At 69.4% G+C, this 23,153-nt stretch carries 22 protein-coding genes and 2 tRNA genes; 12 read left to right on the top strand and 12 right to left on the bottom strand.

Annotation, left to right across the window (positions count from 1 at the left end; genetic code table 11):
- Positions 1–10: 10 nt before the first annotated feature.
- Positions 11–1,066, bottom strand: coding sequence for a saccharopine dehydrogenase family protein (locus tag AW271_RS23145; RefSeq protein ID WP_062339587.1), 1,056 nt, complete (start codon positions 1,064–1,066; stop codon positions 11–13).
- Between the two features lie 82 nt (positions 1,067–1,148).
- Here AW271_RS23145 and AW271_RS23150 point away from each other — a divergent pair, with 82 nt between their 5' ends.
- Both AW271_RS23150 and AW271_RS23155 read left to right on the top strand, forming a co-directional pair.
- Complete coding sequence (locus AW271_RS23150; protein ID WP_062339591.1) at positions 1,149–1,730, top strand: TetR/AcrR family transcriptional regulator; 582 nt, start codon at positions 1,149–1,151, stop codon at positions 1,728–1,730.
- Positions 1,731–1,875: 145 nt separating this feature from the next.
- Entirely contained in the window at positions 1,876–2,334 is a 459-nt protein-coding gene (locus tag AW271_RS23155; protein ID WP_062339593.1) for an ester cyclase, read from the top strand.
- Here AW271_RS23155 and AW271_RS23160 read toward each other — a convergent pair.
- The 3 genes from AW271_RS23160 to AW271_RS23170 all read right to left on the bottom strand — a co-directional run bounded on the left by AW271_RS23160 (position 2,331) and on the right by AW271_RS23170 (position 5,005).
- Complete coding sequence (locus tag AW271_RS23160) at positions 2,331–3,353, bottom strand: TerC family protein (protein ID WP_062339595.1); 1,023 nt, start codon at positions 3,351–3,353, stop codon at positions 2,331–2,333. The two genes, AW271_RS23155 and AW271_RS23160, sit on opposite strands and share 4 nt — an antisense overlap.
- Before the next feature lie 334 nt (positions 3,354–3,687).
- Positions 3,688–4,047 (bottom strand): hypothetical protein, encoded by a 360-nt coding sequence (locus tag AW271_RS23165; RefSeq protein WP_062339597.1) that lies wholly within the window; start codon positions 4,045–4,047, stop codon positions 3,688–3,690.
- A gap of 85 nt (positions 4,048–4,132) precedes the next feature.
- On the bottom strand, positions 4,133–5,005 hold the full coding sequence (locus AW271_RS23170) for an SDR family NAD(P)-dependent oxidoreductase (protein WP_062339599.1): 873 nt from the start codon (positions 5,003–5,005) through the stop codon (positions 4,133–4,135).
- Between the two features lie 33 nt (positions 5,006–5,038).
- On the opposite strand from AW271_RS23170, the gene AW271_RS23175 reads away from it, so the two are divergent.
- Positions 5,039–5,482 (top strand): MarR family winged helix-turn-helix transcriptional regulator, encoded by a 444-nt coding sequence (locus AW271_RS23175; protein ID WP_218008150.1) that lies wholly within the window; start codon positions 5,039–5,041, stop codon positions 5,480–5,482.
- Positions 5,483–5,489: 7 nt separating this feature from the next.
- On the opposite strand, the gene alsS is transcribed toward AW271_RS23175, so the two are convergent.
- From alsS to AW271_RS23190, 3 genes are all read right to left on the bottom strand, one after another.
- Positions 5,490–7,193: an acetolactate synthase AlsS gene (alsS, locus tag AW271_RS23180; RefSeq protein ID WP_062339603.1), complete on the bottom strand. Its 1,704-nt coding sequence runs from the start codon at positions 7,191–7,193 to the stop codon at positions 5,490–5,492.
- Between the two features lie 17 nt (positions 7,194–7,210).
- Entirely contained in the window at positions 7,211–7,966 is a 756-nt protein-coding gene (gene budA / locus AW271_RS23185) for an acetolactate decarboxylase (RefSeq protein ID WP_218008151.1), read from the bottom strand.
- Between the two features lie 109 nt (positions 7,967–8,075).
- Entirely contained in the window at positions 8,076–9,263 is a 1,188-nt protein-coding gene (locus tag AW271_RS23190; protein ID WP_218008152.1) for an ROK family transcriptional regulator, read from the bottom strand.
- Between the two features lie 197 nt (positions 9,264–9,460).
- Here AW271_RS23190 and mmsA point away from each other — a divergent pair, with 197 nt between their 5' ends.
- From mmsA to AW271_RS23205, 3 genes are all read left to right on the top strand, one after another.
- Positions 9,461–11,008: a multiple monosaccharide ABC transporter ATP-binding protein gene (gene mmsA / locus AW271_RS23195; protein WP_062339610.1), complete on the top strand. Its 1,548-nt coding sequence runs from the start codon at positions 9,461–9,463 to the stop codon at positions 11,006–11,008.
- Positions 11,005–12,303: a multiple monosaccharide ABC transporter permease gene (gene mmsB / locus AW271_RS23200; RefSeq protein WP_062339612.1), complete on the top strand. Its 1,299-nt coding sequence runs from the start codon at positions 11,005–11,007 to the stop codon at positions 12,301–12,303. Before mmsA ends, mmsB begins: the two co-directional genes overlap by 4 nt.
- Before the next feature lie 67 nt (positions 12,304–12,370).
- Positions 12,371–13,492, top strand: a complete 1,122-nt coding sequence (locus AW271_RS23205; RefSeq protein ID WP_062339614.1) for a substrate-binding domain-containing protein — start codon at positions 12,371–12,373, stop codon at positions 13,490–13,492.
- 353 nt (positions 13,493–13,845) lie between these two features.
- Here AW271_RS23205 and AW271_RS23210 read toward each other — a convergent pair whose 3' ends face one another.
- The gene (locus tag AW271_RS23210) at positions 13,846–14,619 is read right to left on the bottom strand and encodes a hypothetical protein (RefSeq protein WP_157554536.1); all 774 of its coding nucleotides are present in this window, start codon (positions 14,617–14,619) and stop codon (positions 13,846–13,848) included.
- Positions 14,620–15,025: 406 nt separating this feature from the next.
- Between AW271_RS23210 and AW271_RS23215 the strand changes: the two genes are divergently transcribed.
- The 5 genes from AW271_RS23215 (at position 15,026) to AW271_RS23230 (ending at position 19,539) form a co-directional block, all read left to right on the top strand.
- Complete coding sequence (locus tag AW271_RS23215) at positions 15,026–15,271, top strand: hypothetical protein (protein WP_245653163.1); 246 nt, start codon at positions 15,026–15,028, stop codon at positions 15,269–15,271.
- 1,847 nt (positions 15,272–17,118) lie between these two features.
- Complete coding sequence (locus AW271_RS23220; protein WP_169806389.1) at positions 17,119–17,634, top strand: hypothetical protein; 516 nt, start codon at positions 17,119–17,121, stop codon at positions 17,632–17,634.
- 95 nt (positions 17,635–17,729) lie between these two features.
- Positions 17,730–18,383 carry a hypothetical protein gene (locus AW271_RS40065; RefSeq protein ID WP_157554538.1) on the top strand — a complete coding sequence of 218 codons (654 nt, stop codon included), beginning with the start codon at positions 17,730–17,732 and terminating at the stop codon, positions 18,381–18,383.
- 255 nt (positions 18,384–18,638) lie between these two features.
- A complete protein-coding gene (locus AW271_RS23225) occupies positions 18,639–18,995 on the top strand; it encodes a hypothetical protein (RefSeq protein WP_062339623.1) in 357 nt (118 codons plus the stop codon).
- A gap of 298 nt (positions 18,996–19,293) precedes the next feature.
- Positions 19,294–19,539 carry a PadR family transcriptional regulator gene (locus tag AW271_RS23230; RefSeq protein ID WP_062339625.1) on the top strand — a complete coding sequence of 82 codons (246 nt, stop codon included), beginning with the start codon at positions 19,294–19,296 and terminating at the stop codon, positions 19,537–19,539.
- Between the two features lie 475 nt (positions 19,540–20,014).
- On the opposite strand, the gene AW271_RS23235 is transcribed toward AW271_RS23230, so the two are convergent.
- Positions 20,015–20,086 (bottom strand) — tRNA-Val (locus AW271_RS23235).
- A gap of 13 nt (positions 20,087–20,099) precedes the next feature.
- Positions 20,100–20,171: transfer RNA gene (locus tag AW271_RS23240), tRNA-Gly, on the bottom strand.
- 126 nt (positions 20,172–20,297) lie between these two features.
- On the opposite strand from AW271_RS23240, the gene hutH reads away from it, so the two are divergent.
- Positions 20,298–21,833, top strand: a complete 1,536-nt coding sequence (gene hutH, locus AW271_RS23245; RefSeq protein ID WP_062339627.1) for a histidine ammonia-lyase — start codon at positions 20,298–20,300, stop codon at positions 21,831–21,833.
- 60 nt (positions 21,834–21,893) lie between these two features.
- On the opposite strand, the gene AW271_RS42480 is transcribed toward hutH, so the two are convergent.
- Both AW271_RS42480 and AW271_RS23255 read right to left on the bottom strand, forming a co-directional pair.
- Entirely contained in the window at positions 21,894–22,283 is a 390-nt protein-coding gene (locus AW271_RS42480; RefSeq protein ID WP_062339629.1) for a RidA family protein, read from the bottom strand.
- Positions 22,280–23,074, bottom strand: a complete 795-nt coding sequence (locus tag AW271_RS23255) for an NAD(P)-dependent oxidoreductase (RefSeq protein WP_083977109.1) — start codon at positions 23,072–23,074, stop codon at positions 22,280–22,282. The genes AW271_RS42480 and AW271_RS23255 overlap by 4 nt, the downstream gene beginning before the upstream one ends.
- Between the last annotated feature and the right edge of the window lie 79 nt (positions 23,075–23,153).

A 23,153-nucleotide genomic window follows, 5' to 3' on the forward strand; every position in this document is an offset into this window, starting at 1 on the left:
TTGTGTCACTTCAGCGGGTGACCTGGAACTCCGCCCCGGCCGCCAGTGCCACTTCGGGCCCGAGCAGCCGGGCCGGGGTGAACGCGCCGGGGCGGCCCTCGCCCCCGGCCAGGCGGCGGGCCACCTCGGCGACGGCCTCGACGGTGAACGTCATGGCCTCCCCGGTCCGCAACCAGCCCTCGCGCACGCGGCCCGACGGCCACTCGACCCGCGCCCGCGCCCACGACGACCGGCGCGGGCGCTCCCTGGCCGTGGTCGTGGTGGCGCGGGCCAGCCGCCCGGCGGCGAACCCGGCCACGCCGGGCAGCCGCAGCAGGCCGACGACCGCCGGGAGGGCCGCCCGCACGACCGGGTTGGCCGGGACGAGGACCGAGGCGCCGATCACCGACGGCGCGCCGCTGGCCCGCCAGGCCGCGAAGAGCTCGCCGCTGCCCAGGGCGGCGGTGGTGACCACGTCGCCCTCGGGGGTGGTCAGCCGCTCGGCGGCCCGCCCGGGCCGGGTGCGCACCAGCCGGTCCTGCCGCACCTCCCGGCCGCCGTCCCTCATCGTGTGCACGATGGTGGCCGCCAGCGCCTCGCCGAGGGCGCCGGCCTCGATGGCGACGGACGCGACGGCGTCGACGCGTACCCGCGACGGCTTCTCCTCGCCCGCCAGCAGGTGGAGCAGGATGCTCTCGGTCGCCAGCACGCCGAAGCCCGCCCCGGAGACCAGCGTGCGGCCGGTGGCGGCGGCCTCCCCGTCCAGGGCGTGGAGCAGTTCGAACGCGCCCAGTTCGTTGGCGACGTCGACGTAGCAGGTGCCCGGCGGGCAGGCCCGGACGACCTCCGGCGCGGTGGCCGTGAACGGGCCCACCGTGTTGATCACGACGGCCGGTCTCTCCGCCGCCAGCCGCGCGCAGACCTCGTCGAACGGGCCGGTGACCGAGCGGACGTCCGGGAACACCCGCGCCAGCCGCTCCCGGTCGCGGCCGGTCACCACCACCTCGGCCCCCGCCTTCCGGAGCAGCGTGACCGCTTCCCTGCCGACCCGTCCGGTCGCGCCGAGCACCCAGATCGCCCCTGCCATGTCCGCCTCCCGCAAATGATGACACGTCGTGTCATGACTATCGCATGGCATGGCACGGCGTGTCATCAGTAGGATCTGCGGCATGGTTCGATGGCAGCCGGGTGCGCGGGAACGGCTCGAACAGGCCGCGCTCGAGCTCTTCGCCGAGCAGGGCTTCACCGAGACCACCGTGCCGCAGATCACCGCCCGGGCCGGGCTGACGACCCGAACCTTCTTCCGGCACTTCGCCGACAAGCGCGAGGTGCTGTTCGCGGGGGAGCAGTCGGTGCCCGACCAGGTGGCCCGCCTCATGGCCGCCGCCGCGCCGTCGCTCGGCCCGATGGAACTGATCGAAGAGGGGCTGGCCCCCGCCCTGGTCGAGCTCTTCGAGGGCCGCAGCCTCGACTACCTGCTGCGCCGCCGGGCCGTGATCGACGCCGAACCCGCCCTGCACGAACGCGAGCTGCGCAAGTGGGCGCTCATGTCGGAGGCCCTGGAGCGGGGCTTCCGCGACCGCGGCGCCGACGACCTGACCGCCCGGCTGGCGGCCGAGCTCGCCGTGACCGCCATCCGGACGGCGGTGACGCGCTGGCTCGACCGGAACGGCGACCCCGGCCTCCCGGCCGTGATCGGCGAGACCCTGGCGGCGATGAGACGACTCACGGTCACGAGGTCTTTGCCCTGATGGCACCGTTATGGGGTAGCCGCGAAAACGCGGCGCGTTCCGGGAGGTGCGCACAACGTTATCGGGATCGGCGACTGACCCCTTGTTCGGTAGTTTCGGAAAAAGGGGGAACTGTGCTTCCCGCGACTGTGGAAGGGCTTTCGTCATGTCCGATCCTTGGGACATCAGACGCCGACTGAGCGACCTGATCAACGCGCACGACATGTCCGGGCTGCTCAGGATGTACAGCCCCGACGCCGTCCTGGTGGCTCCGGCGGGCATCGCGGAAGGACGTGACGAGATCGCCTGGTTCTACGAACAGGCTTTCTGCGCCTTTCCCGACTACCGCCAGACGGCGTGGCTGGAGGTGCCCGGTGACGACCCCATGGTGCGGGAGTGGGTGTTCACCGGCACCCACCTGGGGAACCTGCTGCTGCCCGACGGGCGGGAGGTGGAGCCGACCGGCCGGCACATCACCGTCCGCGCGGCCTGCATGACCTACGTCGTCGACGAGATGGTCGTCACCCACCGCGACTACTACGACCAGCTGGAGCTGTTCAGCCAGCTCGGCTTCGGCCTGACCGAACTGCCGCGCGCGGCCGGCCGGGCCAGCGCGGGCTACTAGCCCCGGACGGCCCGCTCCGGCGGTCCGGCGGGCTCGGCGTCGCGGCGGTTGGCGGCGAGGCTGGTGATCGTGACCGTGGCCAGGATCGCCACGATGACCCCCAGCGAGAGCAGGGTGGGGATCTCCGGCACCCACGTCCAGATCCCGTGGGCCCAGTGCAGGATGAGCTTGATCCCGATGAACGCCAGGATCGCGCCCAGACCGTGGTTCAGGTGCCGGAGCCGCGTCAGGACGTCCATGAGCACGAAGTAGAGCGCCCGCAGGCCCAGCAGGGCGAAGGCGTTGGTGGCGAAGACGAGGAACGGGTCCTGGGTCACGCCGTAGACGGCGGGCACCGAGTCGACGGCGAAGACGATGTCGGTGGCGAAGACCGCCACCACGGCCAGCGCCAGCGGGGTCAGGGCGCGCCGCCCGCCCTCGCGGACGACCAGGTGGGAGCCCCGGTAGTCGTCGGTGACGGGCATGAACCGCCGCAGCAGCCGGACGGTCCGCATGGACGAGATGTCGACCTCGTGCCCGTGCCCGGCCATCGAATCCTTGACGATCTTCCCGGCGGCGGCGATCAGCACCGCGCCGAACAGCAGGAACGCCCACGTGCCGCTCTGCAGCACGGCCGCGCCCAGCGCGATGAAGACCGCGCGCAGCGCCAGCGCCCCGATGATGCCCAGCAGCAGCACCCGCTGGGCCAGCGCGTCGGGCACCGCGAAGGACGACAGCAGCAGCATGAACACGAACAGGTTGTCGACCGACAACGACTTCTCGACCATGTAGCCGGTGTAGAACTCCACCGCCACGCCCGACCCGTGCGCCCACCACACCCAGACGCCGAACAGCAGCGGCAGGGCCAGGTAGAAGACCGACCAGCCCACCGCCTCGCGCATCCGCACGTGGTGCGGACGCCGGGTCAGCACGAAGTCGACGGTCAGCAGCAGGGCCAGTGCGGCCACGGTGATCGCCCACAGCGCCGGGGACCCGATCGTCTCCAGATCGGCCGCCGACGGGATCGTCTGGGCGGGCATGAAACCCCTCCTCGAACGCGCTCGGCTGTTCGAGGTCTCCTTCGCCCGTGGCGTGGGCGGCCATCCGGGAACGTTCGGTCACGTCCGTACTGACCGGATCGGCGCTTGGGAAGTACTCCCCCCGTCCGTCCACCCTACGGCATTTGACCAGGTCTGTGACCAGCAGGAATAGTGAGAAGGACCCCCCGACGACACGGCCGAGGAGGGATCTTCATGTCGGACACCCTGGTTCTCGAGGTCCTCCTGGGCGTGCTGGTCGTGATCTGCGCGATCATCACCAACGCCGCCCTGTGGCCGACATCCGGCCGGCGTCACCGGCGGGGCTGACCCTCGTTCAGGTCGTGGACGGGGCCGGGCGGCCGAAGACCAGGTCGAGGACGTCGGCGAGCACGGCCCACACCACCGTGGCGATCACCAGGGTGAGCCAGGCGGGCAGCGCCACCGCCAGCCCCCACACGCAGCCGGCGATCCCGATCAGGCCCGCCGCGCCGAGCAGCACGCCCTTGGCGTCGCGGGCGACCGGCCGGCCGCGCTGCTCCTTGGCCGCCAGCAGCGTCAGCGTGGCCGCCAGGGCGGCGGGCACGGCCAGGAAGACGCCGCCCACCACGGGGCCCCAGTGTCTCCCGATCAGGCCCGCGACCACGAAGATCGCCGCGCCGAGGGCGAAGCGCAGGGCCAGGTCGCGCGTGGACATGGCGCGGAGTCGCGCGCGAAGGCCCTCCTCGCGGCGGCGGAATCGACGGGGTTCCCTCGGGCTCTCGTCCACGGGCGTTCTCCTGTCAGCGGGCCGGTGAGCCGGTCTCTGCCCCTTCCCCGCCGGAATATCCGTCCACGAGGCGCTCGGTCTCCCGCCACAACCGGGCCTCCAGCGCGGGGTCGCCCGCCGGGGCCGGCGGCGTGATCACCCGGGCTCCCGGGACGGAGTGGTAGCCGCCCGACCGCCCGGCGAAGGCGGGGTCGGCGGCGAGGGTGGTGATGAGGGCCGCGCCCCGGGCCGGGTCGCCGATCGACAACCGGGTGAGGACCCTCTCCAACGGGGCGGCGAAGCGCAGTTCGCGCCCGAGGCCCGTGGTGTTGAAGCCGGGGTTCAGGCAGTTCGCGGTGACGGTGGTGCCGGCCAGCCGGCGGGCCAGTTCCCGGGTGAACATGATGCCGAGCAGCTTGCTCCGCCCGTAGTGGGCCGACGACCCGCGTGCGGTGAACGGGACGACCTCCGTCAGGTCGTCCGGCAGGCGCAGCGAACCGTGGCGGCGGGCGGCCTGCGAGGCGACGGTGACGACGCGCGCGGCCGGGGCCCGGCGCAGCGCGGGGAGGAGTTCGCGGGTCAGCAACCAGGGGGCCAGGTAGTTGACCGCGACCATCTGGGGCAGGCCGTCGGCGGTGGCCCGCGCGGTGAAGGCGTGCAGCCCGGCGTTGTTGACGAGCACGTCGACGTGCTCGTGGCGGTCGGAGATCTCGCGGGCGATCCGGCGCACGTCGGCGAGCCGGGACAGGTCGCCCTGGACGACCTCGACGCCCGCCTCGGCACGGAGCCGCTCGGCCTTGAGGGGGTCGCGGGCGGTGATCACGACGTGGGCGCCCCGGCGGGCGAGGTCGAGCGCGGCCAGGCGGCCCAGGCCGCTGGTGGCGCCGGTGATGACGATGGTTTGCATATGCCCATCACCTTAGGGCGATATGATTTGCATGTGCAAACCAACTCCGACCGGGCCGCGCTCGAACTGGCGCTGGGCGAGCAGATCAACGCGCTGCTGAGCGCGAGCCGGGCGCTCAGCGAGCGCAGCGCCGCCCACTTCCACGAAGGGCTGCAACCGGCCGCCTTCCACATCGCGCGCTGGCTCTACGCCTTCGGCCCGGCCAAGCCGAGCGCCGTCGCCGAGGCCGTCGGCATGGACCGCAGCTCGACCAGCACGCTCATCGGCCGCATGCGCTCCCTGGCGCTGCTCGACGCCTCCCGCGCCCCCGACGACGGGCGCAGCGTCATCGTCGCGCTGACCGACGAGGGCCGCCGGCGGGTCGCGGCCACCCTCGACGAACGCGGGAGGGAGTTCTACGCCCGCACCCGCGACTGGCCCGACGACGACCTGGCCGCGCTGGTGAACCTGCTGGCCCGGTTCGTCGCCGACGCCTGAGGCCCGGTCAGGCGAGCACGCCGTCGTGCAGTTCGGCGAACAGGTCGGTGTTGCGGCTGTAGTCGACGTTCACGTCGATGATCGTCACGCCGGGCATGGTGAGCGTCTCGCGGCTCAGGGCCTGCCGGAGTTCGGTCTCGAACTCCTCCATCGTGGTCACCCGGACGCCGCGGGCGCCGAAGGCCCCGGCGTACTGGACGATGTCGTAGTCGCCGAGCCGGACGCCGGAGGTCCGCCCGTATTTCAGCTTCTCCTGGAAGGCGACCATGTCGTAGGTGTTGTCGCGCAGGATCACGTGGGTCAGCCGCAGGCCCAGGCGGGTCGCCGTCTCCAGTTCCTGCGCGGTGAACAGGAAACCGCCGTCGCCGGAGATCGACACGACCTGGGTGGCCGGGCGGAGCAGGGCGGCGACCATGGCCCAGGGGAGGGCCACCCCCAGCGTCTGCTGGCCGTTGGAGAACAGCAGGTGACGGGGTTCGTAGCTGCGGAAGTGCCGGGCGGTGTAGATGTAGTTCGAGCCGACGTCGGCCACGACGGTGGCGTCGTCGTCGACCAGTTCCCTGATCTTGAGGATGACCGCCGCCGGGTTCAGGCCCAGCTCGGTGGCCGGGGCGGCCAGCGCCCGCTCGTCGATCCGGGCCAGCTCGCGGCGCTGCTCGGCGATGGCGGCGTTGTCCTTGTCGCTCAGCCGCAACCCGGCCAGCGGGCGGGCCAGCTCGGTGAGGGTGGCGGCGATGTCGCCGCGCAGCTCGATCACGGGCTGGTAGGCGTTGTCGACGTCGGCGTTGACCGCGTCGACGTGCACGATGGGGCGCGCCGGGTCGAGGTTCCACAGGCCCGGGTCGTACTCGACCGGGTCGTAGCCGACCGTGACGAGCAGGTCGGCGTGCGCGATGAGGACGTCTCCCGGCTGGTTGCGGAACAGCCCCACCCGGCCGATGAAGTGGTCCTCCAGCTTGCGCGAGACGACCCCGGCCGCCTGGAAGGTCTCCACCACCGGCAGGTCGGTGCCCGCGACGAGCTCGCGCAGGGCGGCGCACGCGTCGGGGTCGGCCGAGCGCAGACCCGCCAGGATGACCGGCCGTTGCGCGTCGCGGATCAGCTCCGCCGCGCGCCTGATCCGCTCACTGGGCGCGGGACCCAGCGCGGGCGCCGGCAGCGCCCGGGTGATGCGCGCGCCGGTCGGCGCGGCGGCGACGTCCATGGGCAGGATCACCGCGGCCGCGCCGCGCGGCTCGGTCGTGGCGGCGCGCAGGGCGTTGGCGATGGCCTCGGTGACGTCGTCGGGATCGTCGACCTCGCCGACGAACTTGGTGACGGGCCGCAGCGCCGCGGCGGCGTCCATCGTCTGGTGGGTGCGTTTGAGCCGGTCGCGCCGGGCGACCGCGCCGCAGAGGGCCAGCATGGGGAACTGCTCGGTGTTGGCGGTGAGCAGGCCGGTCACCAGGTTGGTGGTCCCGGGGCCCGACGTGACCAGGGCGCAGCCCGGCACCCCGGTCAGCCGGCCCACGGCCGCCGCCATCAGCGCGGCGTTCTGCTCGTGGCGGCAGACCACGAGCTGGGGGCCGCCGTCGACGAGGGCGTCGTACAACTCGTCGATCTTCGCTCCCGGCACGCCGAACACGTAGCGCACGCCGAACGCCGCCAGCGTCTCCACCGCGCGCTGCGCCGAGCGCACCGATCCGTCGTCGTGTCCGTCGTCGTGGCCCATGGTCGTCACTCCTCGCGTCAGCCGCCTTCGGTCCGGCGGATCTGGGCGGCGATGTCGCCGCCGGTCAGGTTGGAATCGAGGAACTGCCGGGTGCGGGGGAGGCTGAGATGGATCTCCGACCGGACGCTGAGCTCGATCGTCCCGTGATCGAGGCGGTAGCCGAGGGAGTGCCCGCCGTGCCGCCTGCTCTCGTCGACGAAGTGCAGGTGGTAGCCGGCCACCGAGACGCCCTGCTCGAAGTCGGGCGTGCGGTAACCGGCCAGCGTGCCCGTGACGTCGGTGAACGTGGTCTCCCGTTGCCCCTTCGTCGCCTCGGTCAGCGGCGGGAACGGCGGCGACTGCGCCATGACGGTCCGGGTGCGGACCCGGCCGAACGTCCCGGTGACGCGGATGGCGCAGATCACGTTGGCGCTGCCGGCGGCCTGGTCGATGAGCTCCGTGACGGCGGCCTGGTCGCTGGCGGAGGTGACCGGGATGGTCAGGTCGGGTGTGAAGCGGGTGACGACCGCGAACGGCGTCTTCTCGGCGCGGCCCGCGACGTGGGCGCTGCCGTCGGCGCGCAGGTGGTGGCAGACCCCGTCGAGGATCAGCATCTCGCCGTCGAGCCGGTTGAAGGTCCCGAGGCCGAAGTCGCCGTGCTCCAGCAGCTCGCCGATCGTCACGTCGCCCTCGTAGACGCCGTCGAGGAGCGCGCTCATGGTCGAGGTCTGGTAGATCTCCCGTGACCGCTGGGCCTCACCCGACCCGCTGACGTGCGCGAGCAGGTTCCGCACCCACCCGCGGAACACCTCGTGCGCAGCTCCGGACGCGCCCATGCCGAGCCCCCGCTCTCCGGCCGTGATCCCGCCCGATCAACGATAACAAAACGGCAACAATGCCTGCTCAGTGGGACAGGAAGGCCGACAACTGCGGCGAGTACGTCGTGTGCAGCACCAGCGTCGCCGCCCCCACCACGGCGGCGTCGGCGCCCAGGGGAGAGGCGGCCACGTCGACGACCCGGATGTGCCGCGACAGCGGCCGGGTGGCCAGCGCGGCCGCGACGGCGGCGGCGAAGCGGTCTTCGACGTGCTCGATGCCGTGGCCGCCCAGGACGATGAGGTCGACGTCGACGAAGTTGGCGACGCTGACGGCGACCGAGGCGACGTGCCCGGCGGCCTCGTCGACGACCTCGACGGCGACGGGGTCTCCGTCGGCCGCCGCGCGCAGCACCGCGGCGTGGTCGACGGCGGCCGGGTCGAGGCGGAACCGTTCGGCCAGCACGCCGGCCCGGCCGGCGGCGAGCCGCGCGTGCGTCTGGGCCACCAGCGCCGACGGGTTGACGAGACGTTCGAGGCAGCCGTGGTTGCCGCAGTAGCACTCGGGGCCGTCGGCGAGCACGGTGGAGTGGCCGAACTCGCCGGCGTTCAGCGAACCGCCCCGGTAGACCTGGTGGTTCAGGATGAGCCCGCCGCCGATGCCGGTGCCGAAGTAGAGGTAGGCGAAGTGGGCCACCCCCTTGCCCGCGCCCGACCACCGTTCGGCGACGGCGGCGGCGGTGGCGTCGTTGTCGAGCGTGACGGGCAGCCCGGTGGCCTCGGCGAGCATGCGCTGCACCGGCACCCGCGTCCAGTTGGCGAGTTGCGGCGGGGCCACGATCAGGCCGCGGTTCTGGTCGAGCGGCCCGGGCGCGGCCAGGCCGACGCCGAGGACGCGTCCAGGAGGAACCTGCGATTCGGCGAGCACCTCGTCGACGAGCGCGGCCATCGCGGCGACGACGTCGGCCGGGTCGGTGCCCGCGGTCACCGGCCGGCGCCGGACGGCCAGCGGCCGGCCGAGCAGGTCGACCACCGTGCAGGTGAGCTTGACGGGATCGAAGTGCACGCCGACCGCCGCCCGCGCGTCGGGATTGAGCCGGAGCGTGGTGCGCGGCTTGCCGCCGTTGAGCACGCGGCTGGCGCCGTCCTCCCGCACCATGCCCTCGTCGATGAGCCGGCGGACGATGCCGGAGACGGTCTGCGGGGTGAGCCCGGTGCGTTCGGCGATCTCGACGCGGCTGATGCCATCGGCGAGCTGGATTTGGTCAAGCACCACAGCCTGGTTGTATCGTCCCACTTTGGGGAGATTTGTACCTGCCTGTCGCACTCGGGGTCCTTCCTGCTCGTCTGTCGGGTCACAGTCTGCACCAGAGCGTTGACTTAGTAAATCCATTGGATTTAAGGTCCTTCGGATAGATCTAACAACTAAGTCATGAAACAAGTGAGGCAAGTTGTGACCAGGGAGACTCGTCCATGACGAGCGCGCCGGTCCTGCTGGAGATGCGGTCGATCACCAAGACGTTCCCCGGTGTCACCGCGCTGTCCGACGTGAACCTCGAGGTCCGGCAGGGCGAGATCCACGCGATCTGCGGGGAGAACGGCGCCGGCAAGTCGACGCTCATGAAGGTGCTCAGCGGCGTCCATCCCCACGGGACCTACACCGGTGACATCGTCTACCAGGGCGAGCAGGTGCGGTTCTCCGACATCCGCGCCAGCGAGCAGGCCGGCATCGTCATCATCCACCAGGAGCTCGCGCTGGTGCCGGGCATGTCGATCACCGAGAACATCTTCCTCGGCAACGAACCGCGCGGCCGGTTCGGGATCGACTGGAAGGCGGCCCAGCGCCGGGCGCTCGAACTGATGGAGCAGGTCGGCCTCCAGGAGGACCCCGACACCCTCGTCAAGGACATCGGCGTCGGCAAGCAGCAGCTCGTCGAGATCGCCAAGGCGTTCGCCAAGGACGTCAAGCTGCTGATCCTGGACGAGCCGACGGCGGCCCTCAACGAAGCCGACTCGCGGCACCTGCTCGACCTGCTGCGCGGCATCCGCGGCCGGGGCGTGACCTCGATCATCATCTCCCACAAGCTCAACGAGATCGAGGCCGTCGCCGACACCATCACCATCCTCCGCGACGGCCGCACGATCGAGAGCCTGGACGTCAAGGCCGACGGCGTCAACGAGGACCGCATCGTGCGCGGCATGGTCGGCCGCGAGCTGCACAGCCGCTTCCCGGAGCACACGCCGAAGATCGGCGAGGTCTTCTTCGAGGTGCGCGACTGGACGGTCCGCCACCCGATCTCGGCCGACCGGCTGGTGTGCAAGGGGTCGAGCTTCACCGTCCGGCGCGGCGAGATCGTCGGGTTCGCCGGCCTCATGGGCGCCGGGCGCACCGAGCTGGCGATGAGCCTGTTCGGCCGCTCCTACGGCGTCTACCTGAGCGGCCAGATCTTCAAGGACGGCGAGGAGGTCCGGCTGCGCACCGTCTCCGACGCCATCGCGCACGGCCTCGCGTACGTCAGCGAGGACCGCAAGGCGATCGGCCTCAACCTGCTCGACGACATCAAGACCTCGATGGTCGCGGCCAAACTGTCGAAGGTCGCCCACCACGGCGTCATCGACCCGGTGCGCGAGTACCGCTACGCCGAGGAGTACCGGCAGAGCCTGCGGGTCAAGACCCCCAACGTCGACGAGGGCGTGACGAAGCTCTCGGGCGGCAACCAGCAGAAGGTCGTGCTGGCCAAGTGGATGTTCACCGACCCCGACCTGCTGATCCTCGACGAACCCACCCGGGGCATCGACGTGGGCGCCAAGTACGAGATCTACGGGATCATCCAGCGGCTCGCCGACCAGGGCAAGGGCGTCATCGTCATCTCCTCCGAGCTGCCCGAGCTCATCGGCCTGTGCGACCGCATCTACACGGTCTTCGAGGGCACCGTCACCGGCGAGGTCTCCCGCGCCGAGGCCGACCCGGAACTCCTCATGAAACAGATGACCTCTACCAAGAAGACGCCGATCCGATGAGCCGAATCAAAGACCTCCAGAAGAACCTGTTCGGGGGCACCACCTCCAACGCCCGCCAGTTCGGCATGATCTTCACGCTCGTGGCCATCGTGCTGCTGTTCCAGATCTGGACCGACGGCCTGACGCTGACCTCGGGGAACCTGATCGCCGTCGTCAGCCAGTACTCCTACATCCTCATCCTGGCCATCGGCATGCTGATGGTGATCGTGGCCGGGCACATCGACCTGTCGGTCGGCTCGGTCGCCGCCTTCACCGGCATCGTGGTGGCCAAGGCCATGCAGGAGTTCTCCCTGCCGTGGCCGGTCGGCATCCTGCTCGGGCTGGCCGTCGGCGCGCTGATCGGCGCCTGGCAGGGCTTCTGGGTCGCGTACGTCGGGGTGCCGGCGTTCATCGTGACGCTGGCCGGCATGCTGCTGTTCCGCGGCGGCAACCAGTACATCGGCAACGCCGACACCGTCCCGGTGTCGGAGGGCTTCCGGACGATCGGCGCCGGCTTCCTCCCCGAAGTGGGCCCGGACACCGGGTACAACAACCTGACGCTGCTGCTCGGCCTGGCCGCGTGCGCGGGCGTGATCTGGCGCGAGCTCAAGTCGCGCCAGACCCGGCGCGAGATGAACGCCGACGTCGCGCCGATGTGGATCTCGGTGCTGCGCATGGCGGTCATGGTCGGCGTCATCGTCTTCGCCACGCTGCGCTTCGCCGGGGGCCGCGTCGGCACCAGCCTGCCGATCTCCGGCATCATCCTGATCGTGCTGGTGCTGGCGTACAGCCACTACACCCGCAACACCATCGGCGGCCGCCACATCTACGCGGTCGGCGGCAACTCCCGCGCCGCCGAACTGTCGGGCGTCAAGCTCCGGCGGGTCAACTTCCTCGTCATGATGAACATGTCCGTCCTGGCCGCGCTGGCCGGGATGATCTTCGTGGCGCGGTCGTCCGCCTCCGGCCCGCAGGACGGCCTGAGCTGGGAGCTCGACGCCATCGCGGCCGTCTTCATCGGCGGCGCGGCCGTCTCGGGCGGCCTCGGCACCATCAGCGGCTCGATCGTCGGCGGCCTGGTCATGGCCCTGCTGAACAACGGCCTGCAGCTCGAAGGCGTCGGCTCCGACATGGTCCAGATCATCAAGGGCCTGGTCCTGCTGCTGGCGGTCGCCTTCGACGTCTACAACAAGAGCCAGGGCCGGTTCTCGATCATCGGGTCGCTGATGCGCCCCTTCCGCCGGGACGATCCGCCCCCGCCCACCGACCGGCCCTCACCGGCCTCCGACGCCGGCAAGGCCCCGGTCGCCGGCTGACCACCTCCCCGGGCGCGCGTTCCCCACGCCGCTCGTGACATCACCTCCAAGAAGGGCACGTTTCACCATGCGGAAATATCTGACCAGGAGCGTCGCGCTGATCGGCGCCGTGGCGCTGCTCACGCTGAGCGCCTGTTTCTCCGAGCGGGAAGGCGCCCCCGCCGCCGGCGCCAGCGGCAGCGCCGCCCCGGCCAAGGGCTTCGCCGCCGACGCCCTCATCGGCGTGGCCCTGCCCTCGAAGACCTCCGAGAACTGGGTCCTCGCCGGCGACCTCTTCACCAACGGCCTCAAGGAGGCCGGCTTCACCTCCGACGTCCAGTACGCGGGCGCCTCCACCACCGTCGCCGACCAGCAGGCCCAGATCTCGGCCATGGTCACCAAGGGCGCCAAGGTCATCGTCATCGGCGCCACCGACGCCGCCCAGCTGACCACCCAGGTCAAGCAGGCCAAGGAGGCCGGCGCGGTCGTCATCGCCTACGACCGGCTGATCACCAACACCCCCGACGTCGACTACTACATCGCCTTCGACAACTTCAAGGTCGGCCAGCTCCAGGGCCAGGCGCTCCTGGACGGCATGAAGGCCAAGAAGCCCGAAGGCCCGTGGACGGTCGAACTGTTCTCCGGCTCGCCGGACGACAACAACTCGGGCGTGTTCTTCAACGGCGCGATGGACGTCCTCAAGCCCGCCATCGACAGCGGCGACGTCGTCGTCGGCTCGGGCCAGACCGACATCAAGCAGACCGCCATCCAGGGCTGGAAGGCCGAGAACGCCCAGTCGCGCATGGACTCGCTGCTGACCTCGACGTACAACGGCGACAAGAAACTCGACGGCGTCCTCTCGCCGAACGACACGCTGGCCCGCGCCATCATCACCTCGGTGAAGGGCGCCGGCAAGGACATCCCGGTCGTGACCGGCCAGGACTCGGAGGTCGAGTCGGTCAAGTCGATCATGGCCGGCGAGCAGTACTCGACGATCAACAAGGACACCCGCAAGCTGGTGGCCGAGACGATCGGGATGGTCAAGTCGCTGCAGGCCGGCACCGAGCCGACGATCAACGACAAGGACTCGTACGACAACGGCCAGAAGGTCGTGCCGGCCTACCTGCTGCCGCCGGTCATCGTGACGAAGGACAACGCCGCCGAGTCGTACGCCAACGACCCCAAGCTGGCTCCCTTGACGCAGGGCTGATCCCGGCGTTTCTCGCTCGCCTCGGCGGCGGCCCGTCTGGCTTTTACGGCCGGAGAACGGGCAACCGCCGAGGAAGGCACAATTTGCAGGGCCGTCGGCACCGAGGGCGTCGGAGTCCGCGGTCGACCTGGAGGCCGCTCGGGACTTGAAGCGCGGGCTCGTCGGCCGACCACCTCGGCGGTTCGACCCGGCTGCCTGATTCTTGTTGAGCTTGGCGGCGGTGCTTTGCGGTTCAGGACGTGCAGCCTGACGCCGATCAGAGGGCTTCCAGGTCCGCGCGGACGAGCTCGCCCCGTCGCAGGCCAGGGCCGATGATGTGGCTGATCACGCCGCGTGACATGGGCGCGCGGTGATCACTCCTTGAGCAGGACGTTCGAGACCGTGCCGGCCGGAGGCGCCTTGATGGACACCTTCGCGCCCCAACCGGAGTATGTGGTGACGGTGCGGAGATCCACTCGGTCCCAGCCTCGGTCGGGAATGAGGTTCTCCCCGTTGACGTCCGTCACCAGGTGCTTGGGGAGGTTCCGGGCGTCGAGCGTGAGCTGGTAGCGCAGATTCGCGGTGGCCGCGAACTCGCGACGGTCGCCGACGGCCCGCCGCAACCACGGCGAGATGTCGTGCAGCTCGGACAGGTTGATCCATCCGCTGTACACGCGACCCGACCGCCTGCCGTGGCGGAGCAGCATGTCGAGCGTCGCCGTCTCACCGGGATAGACGAGCTGGCCGAATATCGTGGCGCTCCCACTGGGCCGGCCGTTCTTCTCGACGAACCACGTCTTCCCTTCGGGGACCTCGTACCCGAGCCCCTTGGTGTACGACGTCTTCCCGATCATGATGGCCCGGCCGGGCGACAGGACCTCCGGATGCAGGTCGGGCCCCTGCCCGAAGAACTCCGCACTGATGTCGGATGCGGCGAGACGTACCCCGCCACCGAATTGAAGCCGGCCTTTGCGGGCGACGAACTTCTCTCTTGTCTCTCCGACGATCGATGTGGTGTCGACGAACGCCACCCCCCGCCCGGCGTACACCCGCTTGTCCAGCGCGGCGAGGGGATCGGCCGCGGCCTGGACGGGCGCCACGGGTAAGAGAACAACTGCCACCACGGCAGTGACGATCAGACGTTTCATGCCGGGGATTCTCGCCCACCTTGATCAAGAAAAGTTAGCGAGGGCCGGATACGCCGGGAGAGACCTCAAAACGGAAGCTGTCGCGCCGAAGAATTCCAGGTTGGCCGGGGCGGACGGTCGAAGTCGCCGAGGAGCGGGAGTAGACGGGCCAGTCACGTCGCGTCCGTTTTTACGACCGCATAGCGGGCGGCCAGGAGGCTTCGTCCGGCTGTAATTTACATGCCCACCACCAGGAAACAGCATGATGACCTGGATTCCGATGACCGAGTGGTCAATGCCGTCTTCGCCCTGATCTCTTCGAAAGTTATCCTCGCCCGGTCGAACGGTCCGTCCCTGGAGGAGAAGCATGCAAAAAGAAAATCGGCTTCGCCGGCTCGTCCTCGTCTCAGCGGTTGTGGCGGCCGGCTTGGCGACCACACCCATGGCCGCACACGCCGACGGCTATGACACTCCCCGTAGCGCCACCGCCACAGGGGCGGGCAGCACCTACGCGGCCGGATACGCGGCGGCCGAGCAGCGGGCCCGGGCGGCCGTCCTCGCGGTCGGCCATGACTGCGACTCCGGGACCTATCAGACCCAATCGACCTATGTCTCCCCGGGCGGCGGCACGTGGGTCTTCCAGTCCACCCACCACGCCATGTGCGTCGACTGATCAAACGCGTCCTCTGCCGGGCGGCCCCCTACGTGGTCCCTTCGCGTTCACGGTGTAACACGCGGAATCGGCGTTTGGGTGAGGTTTGCAAAGGACGATTTCCGAATCCTGCCGGGGCGCAAAGTGAAACGGTGCCGGTAAGGGTGGCCGCTCGCCCCGGCAAGGCCGGAGAATCGCTCTATGGCCTCAGTGAGCGAATGCGAGAGCATCCCGAGCAAGACGAGGCCGTTCCAAGGAGCACGAGGGGCGGAGCCCGTCGCCAGGAGCGCCGGCGCCCCCGGGAGATGCTGCACGGCACCACCGGCCCCGACCCCGGAGGTCGACCAGTTGCCGGCCGACCTCGCCGACACCTCACTGATCAGCTTCGATGCACCGCCTGACCAGCCGGGTCCTGCGTGAGCTCGCCCACGATCACACCACTACCGACGACTGCGGATGGCGACAACAGCGAGACGCCAACCGTCTGGTCCGGGTCCTGAACAGCGTCGTCGAACTGCTGGACCGCCCGTGTCGTTCTCGCCGGCCCTCTGGACGCGCTATAGCGGGACGGGGCGCGTGAGTAGATGGCTATGGACCGGGCCGCTGCTCGATGATTTTTCGACGTGGTCAAGCTGCTAGACGGGTTGCGGCGGGTAGGGGTGCACGATCAGGTCATCACGCTTGCTGAGTGGCTTTCTGCCGCAGGTTGTTTCGAGCAATAAGCGGCTGTCGTAGAAACTCGGAGCGGTTCAAAAATTCGGGCGAGAACTGAATCGCGATTCGGTTCCTTCGTGGAGGCGGGAGATGTGGAGTGGCTGATAACCAGCACTGCCATGCACCGCCCGCTTCTGCGTCACCACAACGCTGAAACCCGTGCGCGTGAGCACTGCCCGCCCAGATCCGCAGCGTTGGAAAGGCTTGGTCGGCGGCGATGGATGCACCGGTGTCACGCGAGTCGTCCGACCGGGTCGCGAAGTCCTCACACTGGCCGCACCCTGAGGCAGGGGATTGACGGCCTCCACTATGCCCGCTGACTCGGGCCGGGAAGCCTGTCCGAGCATGTTCGCCGCGGCATATCGATCTGAGCCAAGGCCGGTCCGGATGCCGAGCAGCAGGGCTGACTCGAGAAGAACGACCGTGGCAATAGCGGATCGACATGGGATATCGGGCGGTTCCCCAAGGTAGTTGTTCGGTCAAATCAACTAGATCAATATTGGCGCTCTATCGCAGGTGCAGCTCAAGTGGCTGCGGAGGGTTTCGTCAGAGGAAGTTCTTCGGCGGCGAACGTGTTCAATGAGGTTGCAAAAGGCGGAAGAAAACAACTCAAACAATGGTTTCGGGAGTTCGGATTCTCCCCGTCAACGCTCGACTAGGTGTGCCGAGCCAATTGTATTGCAGACTGCAGCAAAATCCGGAAAAACTAGATTGCCGCGCAACGCCTTGTGGTCAGTAAGGTGAAAGGAAGTTTTGGCAAGCCGGGTCAGTGGTAGTCGGAACTTTTTCGGCGCTACAGGTCACGTACCAGAGCATCACGGGATTAGCCATGGCAGCAGCAGAAGGTAGCGAGCCCCGCGAGACGGATGACGGCACCCAATCGCCGGAGCCGTCGTCCAAGGAAACCGGGGACTCCTCTTCTGGTGCTCCCGGAGCATCCGGCGGAGGGGATTCGGGAGGGGCCTCCTCTGGCGGTGCCGCCGGCGACACCAGTGGCGGGGCATCTGAAGAGGACTCCTCCGGCGGCTCTGGGTACACGGGCGGCGGCGGGGAGTTCGGCGGCGGAGGCGCGAGTGGCGACTATGGGCCACCGGATTCCGGAGACGCCTCGACTGACGGCGCCGGCGATACCAGCGACGGGGATTCTTCCTCCGGTGCCCCTGGAGCATCTGGTGGGGAGGATTCCGGCGGCGCGGCTTCCGGCGGCTCTGGTTACTCAGGCGGCGGCGGAACGTCTGGTGGCGGGGGTTCGACTGACGACTATGGGGCACCGGATGATCCACTACCGGACCCCGGATCAGAACCATCACCGGACCCCGGATCGGGACCGTCACCGGATCCTGGATCGGAACCACAACCGGATCCCGGTGCGTCATCGTCAACGCCTGATCCTGGGCCGCCGACTGATCGGCCGGACCCGCCTGATCCTGGGCCGCCGACTGATCGGCCGGACCCGCCTGATCCTGGGCCGCCGACTGATCGGCCCGATCCGCCTGATCCTGGGCCGCCGACTGATCCGTTTCCGGGGCCGCCCGATCCTGGGCCGCCGAGCGATCCGTTTCCGGGGCCGCCGGACCCTGGGCCGGGGAGTGATCCGTTCCCAGGATCTCCGGGTGATCCGTCATCGGGGTCACCGCCGCCGGACTCGTTCTAAGGCACGTCTTGCCTAGGCGATGCTCGATCTATGGAGTGATGGAAAATGTCTGCTGGCGATGACTCCAACAGGAATCTGTCAACGGCGCTTCGCCATCGATGGGAAACATGGGTGCGCGAAAACGTCGGCAGAGATGAATACCAAGTGCGTGTCGCGACGGACGCCGCTATAAATGCTTTGTATCAAGGCGCCACAAGCGAGGTCGCTGCGGCTGCAGCGAAGTCAGCCGCCGAATCGGCTACTGCGGTACAGCCACAGGCCCCCTACGAGGGCATCTCCGCGCGCGAGTCGAGTCCGGCAGGCGCAATGGACAGACCCGAGCGGCTCGACGCTGATCAGCGTAGGTCCCACCAGGCGTATCCGGCGGCCATCATGGGAACGGCGCGACGTGTCCAACAGCGTATGCAATTCGCTCAGGGAGGATCTATCATCTTCCTCACTTTTTGTGTCGAACGTCCAGGCATGCCCATGGTGCCGGTTGAAATGAAAGGCCCTTTTCTGGAGGGCGCAATCTCCGAGAACGATTCCGTCGAGATCTCAAGCGGAAATTCAAGTCGGGGCCGAATTTGCACGAACTCTGTCTATAATCGGACCACTGGTTCCGAAGTGAGGATGTCGAAAGGCTTCTCGGCGGCTTGGTCGACGATGCAGGCGACGCAGAACAAGGGCATGATCGGATGCCAGATTGTCCTGGTGATCGTTGTGCTCGTGGTGATACTCGCGATCTGGGGATTCGTAGCGGTCAACTTCTTCTCCAGAATGTGATCAGGCTCGGTCCGTGGGTGCGACGTTGGTGACCGTGTACGTCGTGCACTCGAGACCCGCATGGACACCATCCGCAAGGTGCCGGCCTGCCAGGACGGAGCGCACACCCGGAGACTATGGGGCCGACCACCCGTGCCCCAGAAAAACGGCAGGGGAGTCGGTTCAGCTGCCGCAGGCACAACTTCGGCGGTTGGCGCAGGGGATCGGCGGGCGGGATGGTGGCGCGTCCAGTGCGGGTGGGGTAGATCGACAGGGTTGGATGGCCAGGCGAAGAAGACGCTCAACACGCTGGCCAGCCTCAACCAGCCCGACCACCAGGAGCCACAGCTCATACGTCACCCGCATGAGGATGAGCGAGTGCGACGCTGTTTCACAGGTGGCGCCGCCAACATCCGCAAGGAGTTCCAGCACATCACCGTGAGCGCCGGCCTCGACGGCACGCGGACGCCCCGCGAGTTCGTCTCGATCACGAGCCCCCACGGCGTTCGCATCCAGACGATCGCGCCGCCCCCGTGTCACGGAGTCCGTCTTCGACCGCAACTCGGCCCGGAGATCACGCAAAGAGCTGCGGCAATGGACACGATCTTCGGAGCCAAGGAAAAGTCCGCCTGAGTTGGCTCCCCGCGACCCCAAAGATCGAAAAAGGGCTCTGGAGATTCTCCGAAACCCTTCGCGACCTGTATTGATCTGGTGGCGTCCGCCGGCACGCGACGAATCTCGGCATCGGTGGTCAGCCGACCGCACCCGCGTTCGCTGGGATGTCGACATCGGCCACGAAGACCTTCAGCGGCCCCTATGCAACCCTTTGCCGCGCTCTGGACATCTTGAGGGTATGAGCACCTCGGGCCGCGCCCCTTCTTCCTCCACCCTCTCCCGTCCTGCCGGACCCCTGCGCGCGACACCCTGCACCATGCTGATCATGCAATACCTGGCCGCCGCTCGCCGCCAGGGCATGGCCGCGCACGGGTACGCGATCGCGCGCGGCACCGGCCTGCGGTCGACGACGGTCTACGCCGTGCTGGAGCGGCTGGAGCAGCGCGGGCTGATCGTCACCGAAACGGCGTCGACCGGCCGCCGGCACCGCCGGATGTGCCGGCTCACCCCTGCCGGCGTGACGGCAGCGGCGGATCTGGCGCGGCGCCGGACCACGACCTGATCACCACCGAAAGCCACGAAGGGCCCATGGGCACATGCGTCCACAGGCTCAGACGGCCCGTCTGTCGGTGACCATTTCATCCCACAGCGGTTGCCCGGGATCGCAGTAGCAGATGGCCGACGTCACGCTGGGCACCAGTAAAGAGGCAAGCCAGCCGATCGATGGCACATCGCTCGACTGACGACTTCCCATCCAGGCTCTGCGTGCCCAGCGAAGCGATCAAAATGAACCGAGCGAAGCGAGCAGCATCCCGAGCGAAGCGAGGCCGTTCCAGGGAGCGCGAGGGGCGGAGCCCTTCGCCAGGAGCGCAGCGACCCGGAGCGACAGCGACGTAGGGACCGCGAAGCGGGCCGGGGGAGCGTGAGGGGGCGAAGCCCCCTGACAGCGGGGGGTTCGGGGGGTCGTCCCCCCGTATAAACGAAGAAGACCCGCGGAGCGGCCCAAGCCGCGACCGCAGGTCGCCCGTCTTCGAGAGTGGACGATACAGGGATTGAACCTGTGACCTCTTCCGTGTCAGGGAAGCGCTCTCCCGCTGAGCTAATCGTCCAAGCAACTTTCCGAGCGGAAGACGGGATTCGAACCCGCGACCCTCACCTTGGCAAGGTGATGCTCTACCCCTGAGCCACTTCCGCTTGCGCCCCCGGTCTGTTCCCCGGGCTCACGCAGAGAACACTAGCGAATCTTCGCCCGACCCCCAAATCGATGACACGCGTAAGGAGCTAACATGCTCCACGATAGTTACATCGTGAGGGAGCGCCATGAGCGAAGTCGTGCGGATCGGAGACCTGACCTTCGAGGACGTCGTCCACGTAGCCCGCCGAGGCGGCCACGTCGCCCTGACGGAAGACGCCGTCGCCGAGATGGCCGCGGCGAGAGGCCGCATCGAAGAACTCGCCGAGGGCGACACCCCGGCCTACGGCGTCTCCACCGGCTTCGGCGCCCTGGCGACCAGGCACATCGACCCCGAACTCCGTGCCCAGCTCCAGCGCAGCCTGATCCGCTCCCACGCCGCCGGCAACGGCCCCGAGGTCGAGACCGAGGTCGTCCGGGCCCTCATGCTCCTGAGGCTCCGCACCCTCGCGACCGGCCACACCGGAGTCCGCCCGGAGACGGCCAGGGTGCTGGAAAGCCTCCTCAACGCCCACATCACCCCCGTCGTCCACGAATACGGCTCGCTGGGCTGCTCCGGCGACCTGGCCCCCCTCTCCCACGTCGCCCTCACGATCATGGGCGAAGGCCAGGTCAGAGACGCGAAAGGCACACAGAGGCCCACGGGAGAAGCGCTCAAGGAAGCGGGCATCGAGCCCGTGGAGCTCGCCGCCAAGGAGGGGCTCGCGCTCGTCAACGGCACCGACGGCATGCTCGGCATGCTCATCCTCGCCCTCGCCGACCTCGGCAACCTGCTCAAGGTCGCCGACATCTCCGCCGCGATGTCGGTAGAGGCCCTGCTCGGCACCGACGCCGTCTTCGCCGACGACCTGCAGAAGCTGCGGCCCCACCCGGGCCAGCGCGCCTCCGCCGCCAACCTCCGCGTTCTCCTGGCGGAGTCGGAGATCATGGCGTCCCACCGCGACGGCTCCTGCACCCGCGTGCAGGACGCCTACTCGCTCCGCTGCGCCCCCCAGGTCGCCGGCGCCGCGCGCGACACCGCCGACCACGCCGCCCTCGTCGCCGGCAGGGAGCTCCAGTCGGCCATCGACAACCCCGTCGTCCTCCACGACGGCCGGGTCGAGTCGAACGGCAACTTCCACGGCGCGCCCGTCGGCTACGTCCTCGACTTCCTGGCCATCGCGGTGGCCGACGTCGCGTCGATGGCCGAGCGGCGGACCGACCGCATGCTCGACGTCGCGCGCAGCCACGGCCTGCCCGCGTTCCTCGCGCACGATCCGGGCGTCGACTCGGGGCACATGATCGCCCAGTACACCCAGGCCGCCATCGTCTCCGAACTCAAGAGGCTGGCGGTGCCGGCGAGCGTCGACTCGATCCCGTCGTCGGCGATGCAGGAGGACCACGTCTCCATGGGCTGGTCGGCCGCGCGGAAGTTGCGCACGGCGATCGACGGGCTGACGCGGGTGCTCGCCATCGAGACGCTCACCGCCGCCCGCGCGCTCGACCTGCGCGCGCCGCACCGGCCCGCTCCAGGAACCGGCGCGGCGCTGGCGCTGGTCCGCGAGTCGGTGGCGGGGCCGGGGCCCGACCGGTTCCTGGCGCCCGAGATCGAGTCGGTCGTGCGCCTCGTCGCCTCGGGCGCGCTGGTCGAGGCGGTGGAGAAGATCACAGGCCAACTCGCCTAGTTACGGCTCCGCCCGCCACGGCCCCCGCCGCCGTCGCCGCCGCTCAGGGCGAAAGGGCGCTCACCGGCCGCTCCCGGCGAGGTCGGCGACGAGTTCCACCTCGACCACCAGGCCGGGCCGGAACAGCCGCGACACCTCGACGGTCGTGCTGGCCGGCGGGGGAGAGGGCATATAGCGCCCTCGCACGGCGGCGTGGTCGAGCAGCCCGTCCATGTCGGTCAGGAAGGTGCGGATGTGCACGACGTCCTCGAAGGTGCCCCCTTGATCTTCGAGGATGAGCCGGAGGTGCTCGTACACGACCTCGGACTGTCTCGTCATGTCGCCGGGCCCGACGACCTCGCCGGCGGCGTCGACGGCGACCTGGCCCGAGACGAAGAGCAGGTCGCCGGTCCGGGCCGCGTGGGAGTAGCGCCCGTTCGTGGCGGGAACGGTGGGCGGGTTCAGCTTCACGGCAGTTCCAGCAGGGCGGGCACGATGCCCGTGACGTCGCCCTCGCCGTGCCCGGCCTCGGCGGCCCGGGCGTAGCGGTCGCGGGCGGCGGCGGCGAGGGTCTGCACCTCGCCGGGGCCCTCGGTCGCGAGGGTGAGGTCCTTGGCGGCGAGGGCCAGCTTGAACCGGGTCTCCGGCACGCCCTCCTCGACCACCGGCCGCAGCCGTTCGCCGGCCGCGCCGAGCAGGGTCGCGTCGAGCAGGTCGAAGTAGTCGGCGGCCGACAGGCCGAGCCGCTGGACGTAGGCGAGGTTCTCGGCCAGCAGCACCTGCACCGACAACTGCCCGGCCATCACGGCGAGCTTCATCTTCGCGCCCGAACCGAGTTCCCCGTAGTGGTGGACGATGCCGAACACCCCGAGCACGTCCCTGACCTGGTCGACGTCGGCCGCGTCGCCCCCGGCGATCACCCGCAGCTTGCCTTCGGCGGCGGGCCCGACCGTGCCGAGCACGGGCGCGTCGACCAGTCTGACGTCATCGGGCAACTGAGCGCGCACCTCGGCCACGGCGTCGGGCCCGATGGTGGACATCTCCACCCAGATCGTCCCGGCCGACAGGCCCGGCTTCGCCGCCTCGACCACCTCGGCCACGGCGGCGGGGTTCGACAACATCGAGATGACGATCGGCGCGCCCGACACCGCCTCGGCGGCCGAATCGGCCACGGCCGCGCCGTCGAGCTCCTTGCGCGTGCGGTTCCACACGGTCACCTTCTGGCCCGCGGCGACGAGGCGGCGGGCCATGGGGGAACCCATGTTCCCCAATCCCAGAAAAGCGATCACATTTCGACCCTAGCCCTGCTCAAGGCATTCCACCAACGCGTACATTTCATGG

Origin of the sequence: Herbidospora sakaeratensis (assembly GCF_001570525.1) — a bacterium.
Lineage (GTDB): Bacteria > Actinomycetota > Actinomycetes > Streptosporangiales > Streptosporangiaceae > Herbidospora > Herbidospora sakaeratensis.

Coding starts and splice junctions, on each gene's coding strand:
- AW271_RS23150 (WP_062339591.1), top strand. CDS start 1,149: ATGGTTCGATGGCAGCCGGGTGCGCGGGAACGGCTCGAACAGGCCGCG.
- AW271_RS23155 (WP_062339593.1), top strand. CDS start 1,876: ATGTCCGATCCTTGGGACATCAGACGCCGACTGAGCGACCTGATCAAC.
- mmsB (WP_062339612.1), top strand. CDS start 11,005: ATGAGCCGAATCAAAGACCTCCAGAAGAACCTGTTCGGGGGCACCACC.
- AW271_RS23145 (WP_062339587.1), bottom strand. CDS start 1,066: ATGGCAGGGGCGATCTGGGTGCTCGGCGCGACCGGACGGGTCGGCAGG.
- hutH (WP_062339627.1), top strand. CDS start 20,298: ATGAGCGAAGTCGTGCGGATCGGAGACCTGACCTTCGAGGACGTCGTC.
- alsS (WP_062339603.1), bottom strand. CDS start 7,193: ATGGGCCACGACGACGGACACGACGACGGATCGGTGCGCTCGGCGCAG.
- AW271_RS23255 (WP_083977109.1), bottom strand. CDS start 23,074: ATGGGTTCCCCCATGGCCCGCCGCCTCGTCGCCGCGGGCCAGAAGGTG.
- AW271_RS23170 (WP_062339599.1), bottom strand. CDS start 5,005: ATGCAAACCATCGTCATCACCGGCGCCACCAGCGGCCTGGGCCGCCTG.
- mmsA (WP_062339610.1), top strand. CDS start 9,461: ATGACGAGCGCGCCGGTCCTGCTGGAGATGCGGTCGATCACCAAGACG.
- AW271_RS23230 (WP_062339625.1), top strand. CDS start 19,294: ATGCTGATCATGCAATACCTGGCCGCCGCTCGCCGCCAGGGCATGGCC.
- AW271_RS23160 (WP_062339595.1), bottom strand. CDS start 3,353: ATGCCCGCCCAGACGATCCCGTCGGCGGCCGATCTGGAGACGATCGGG.
- AW271_RS23165 (WP_062339597.1), bottom strand. CDS start 4,047: ATGTCCACGCGCGACCTGGCCCTGCGCTTCGCCCTCGGCGCGGCGATC.
- AW271_RS23210 (WP_157554536.1), bottom strand. CDS start 14,619: ATGAAACGTCTGATCGTCACTGCCGTGGTGGCAGTTGTTCTCTTACCC.
- AW271_RS23205 (WP_062339614.1), top strand. CDS start 12,371: ATGCGGAAATATCTGACCAGGAGCGTCGCGCTGATCGGCGCCGTGGCG.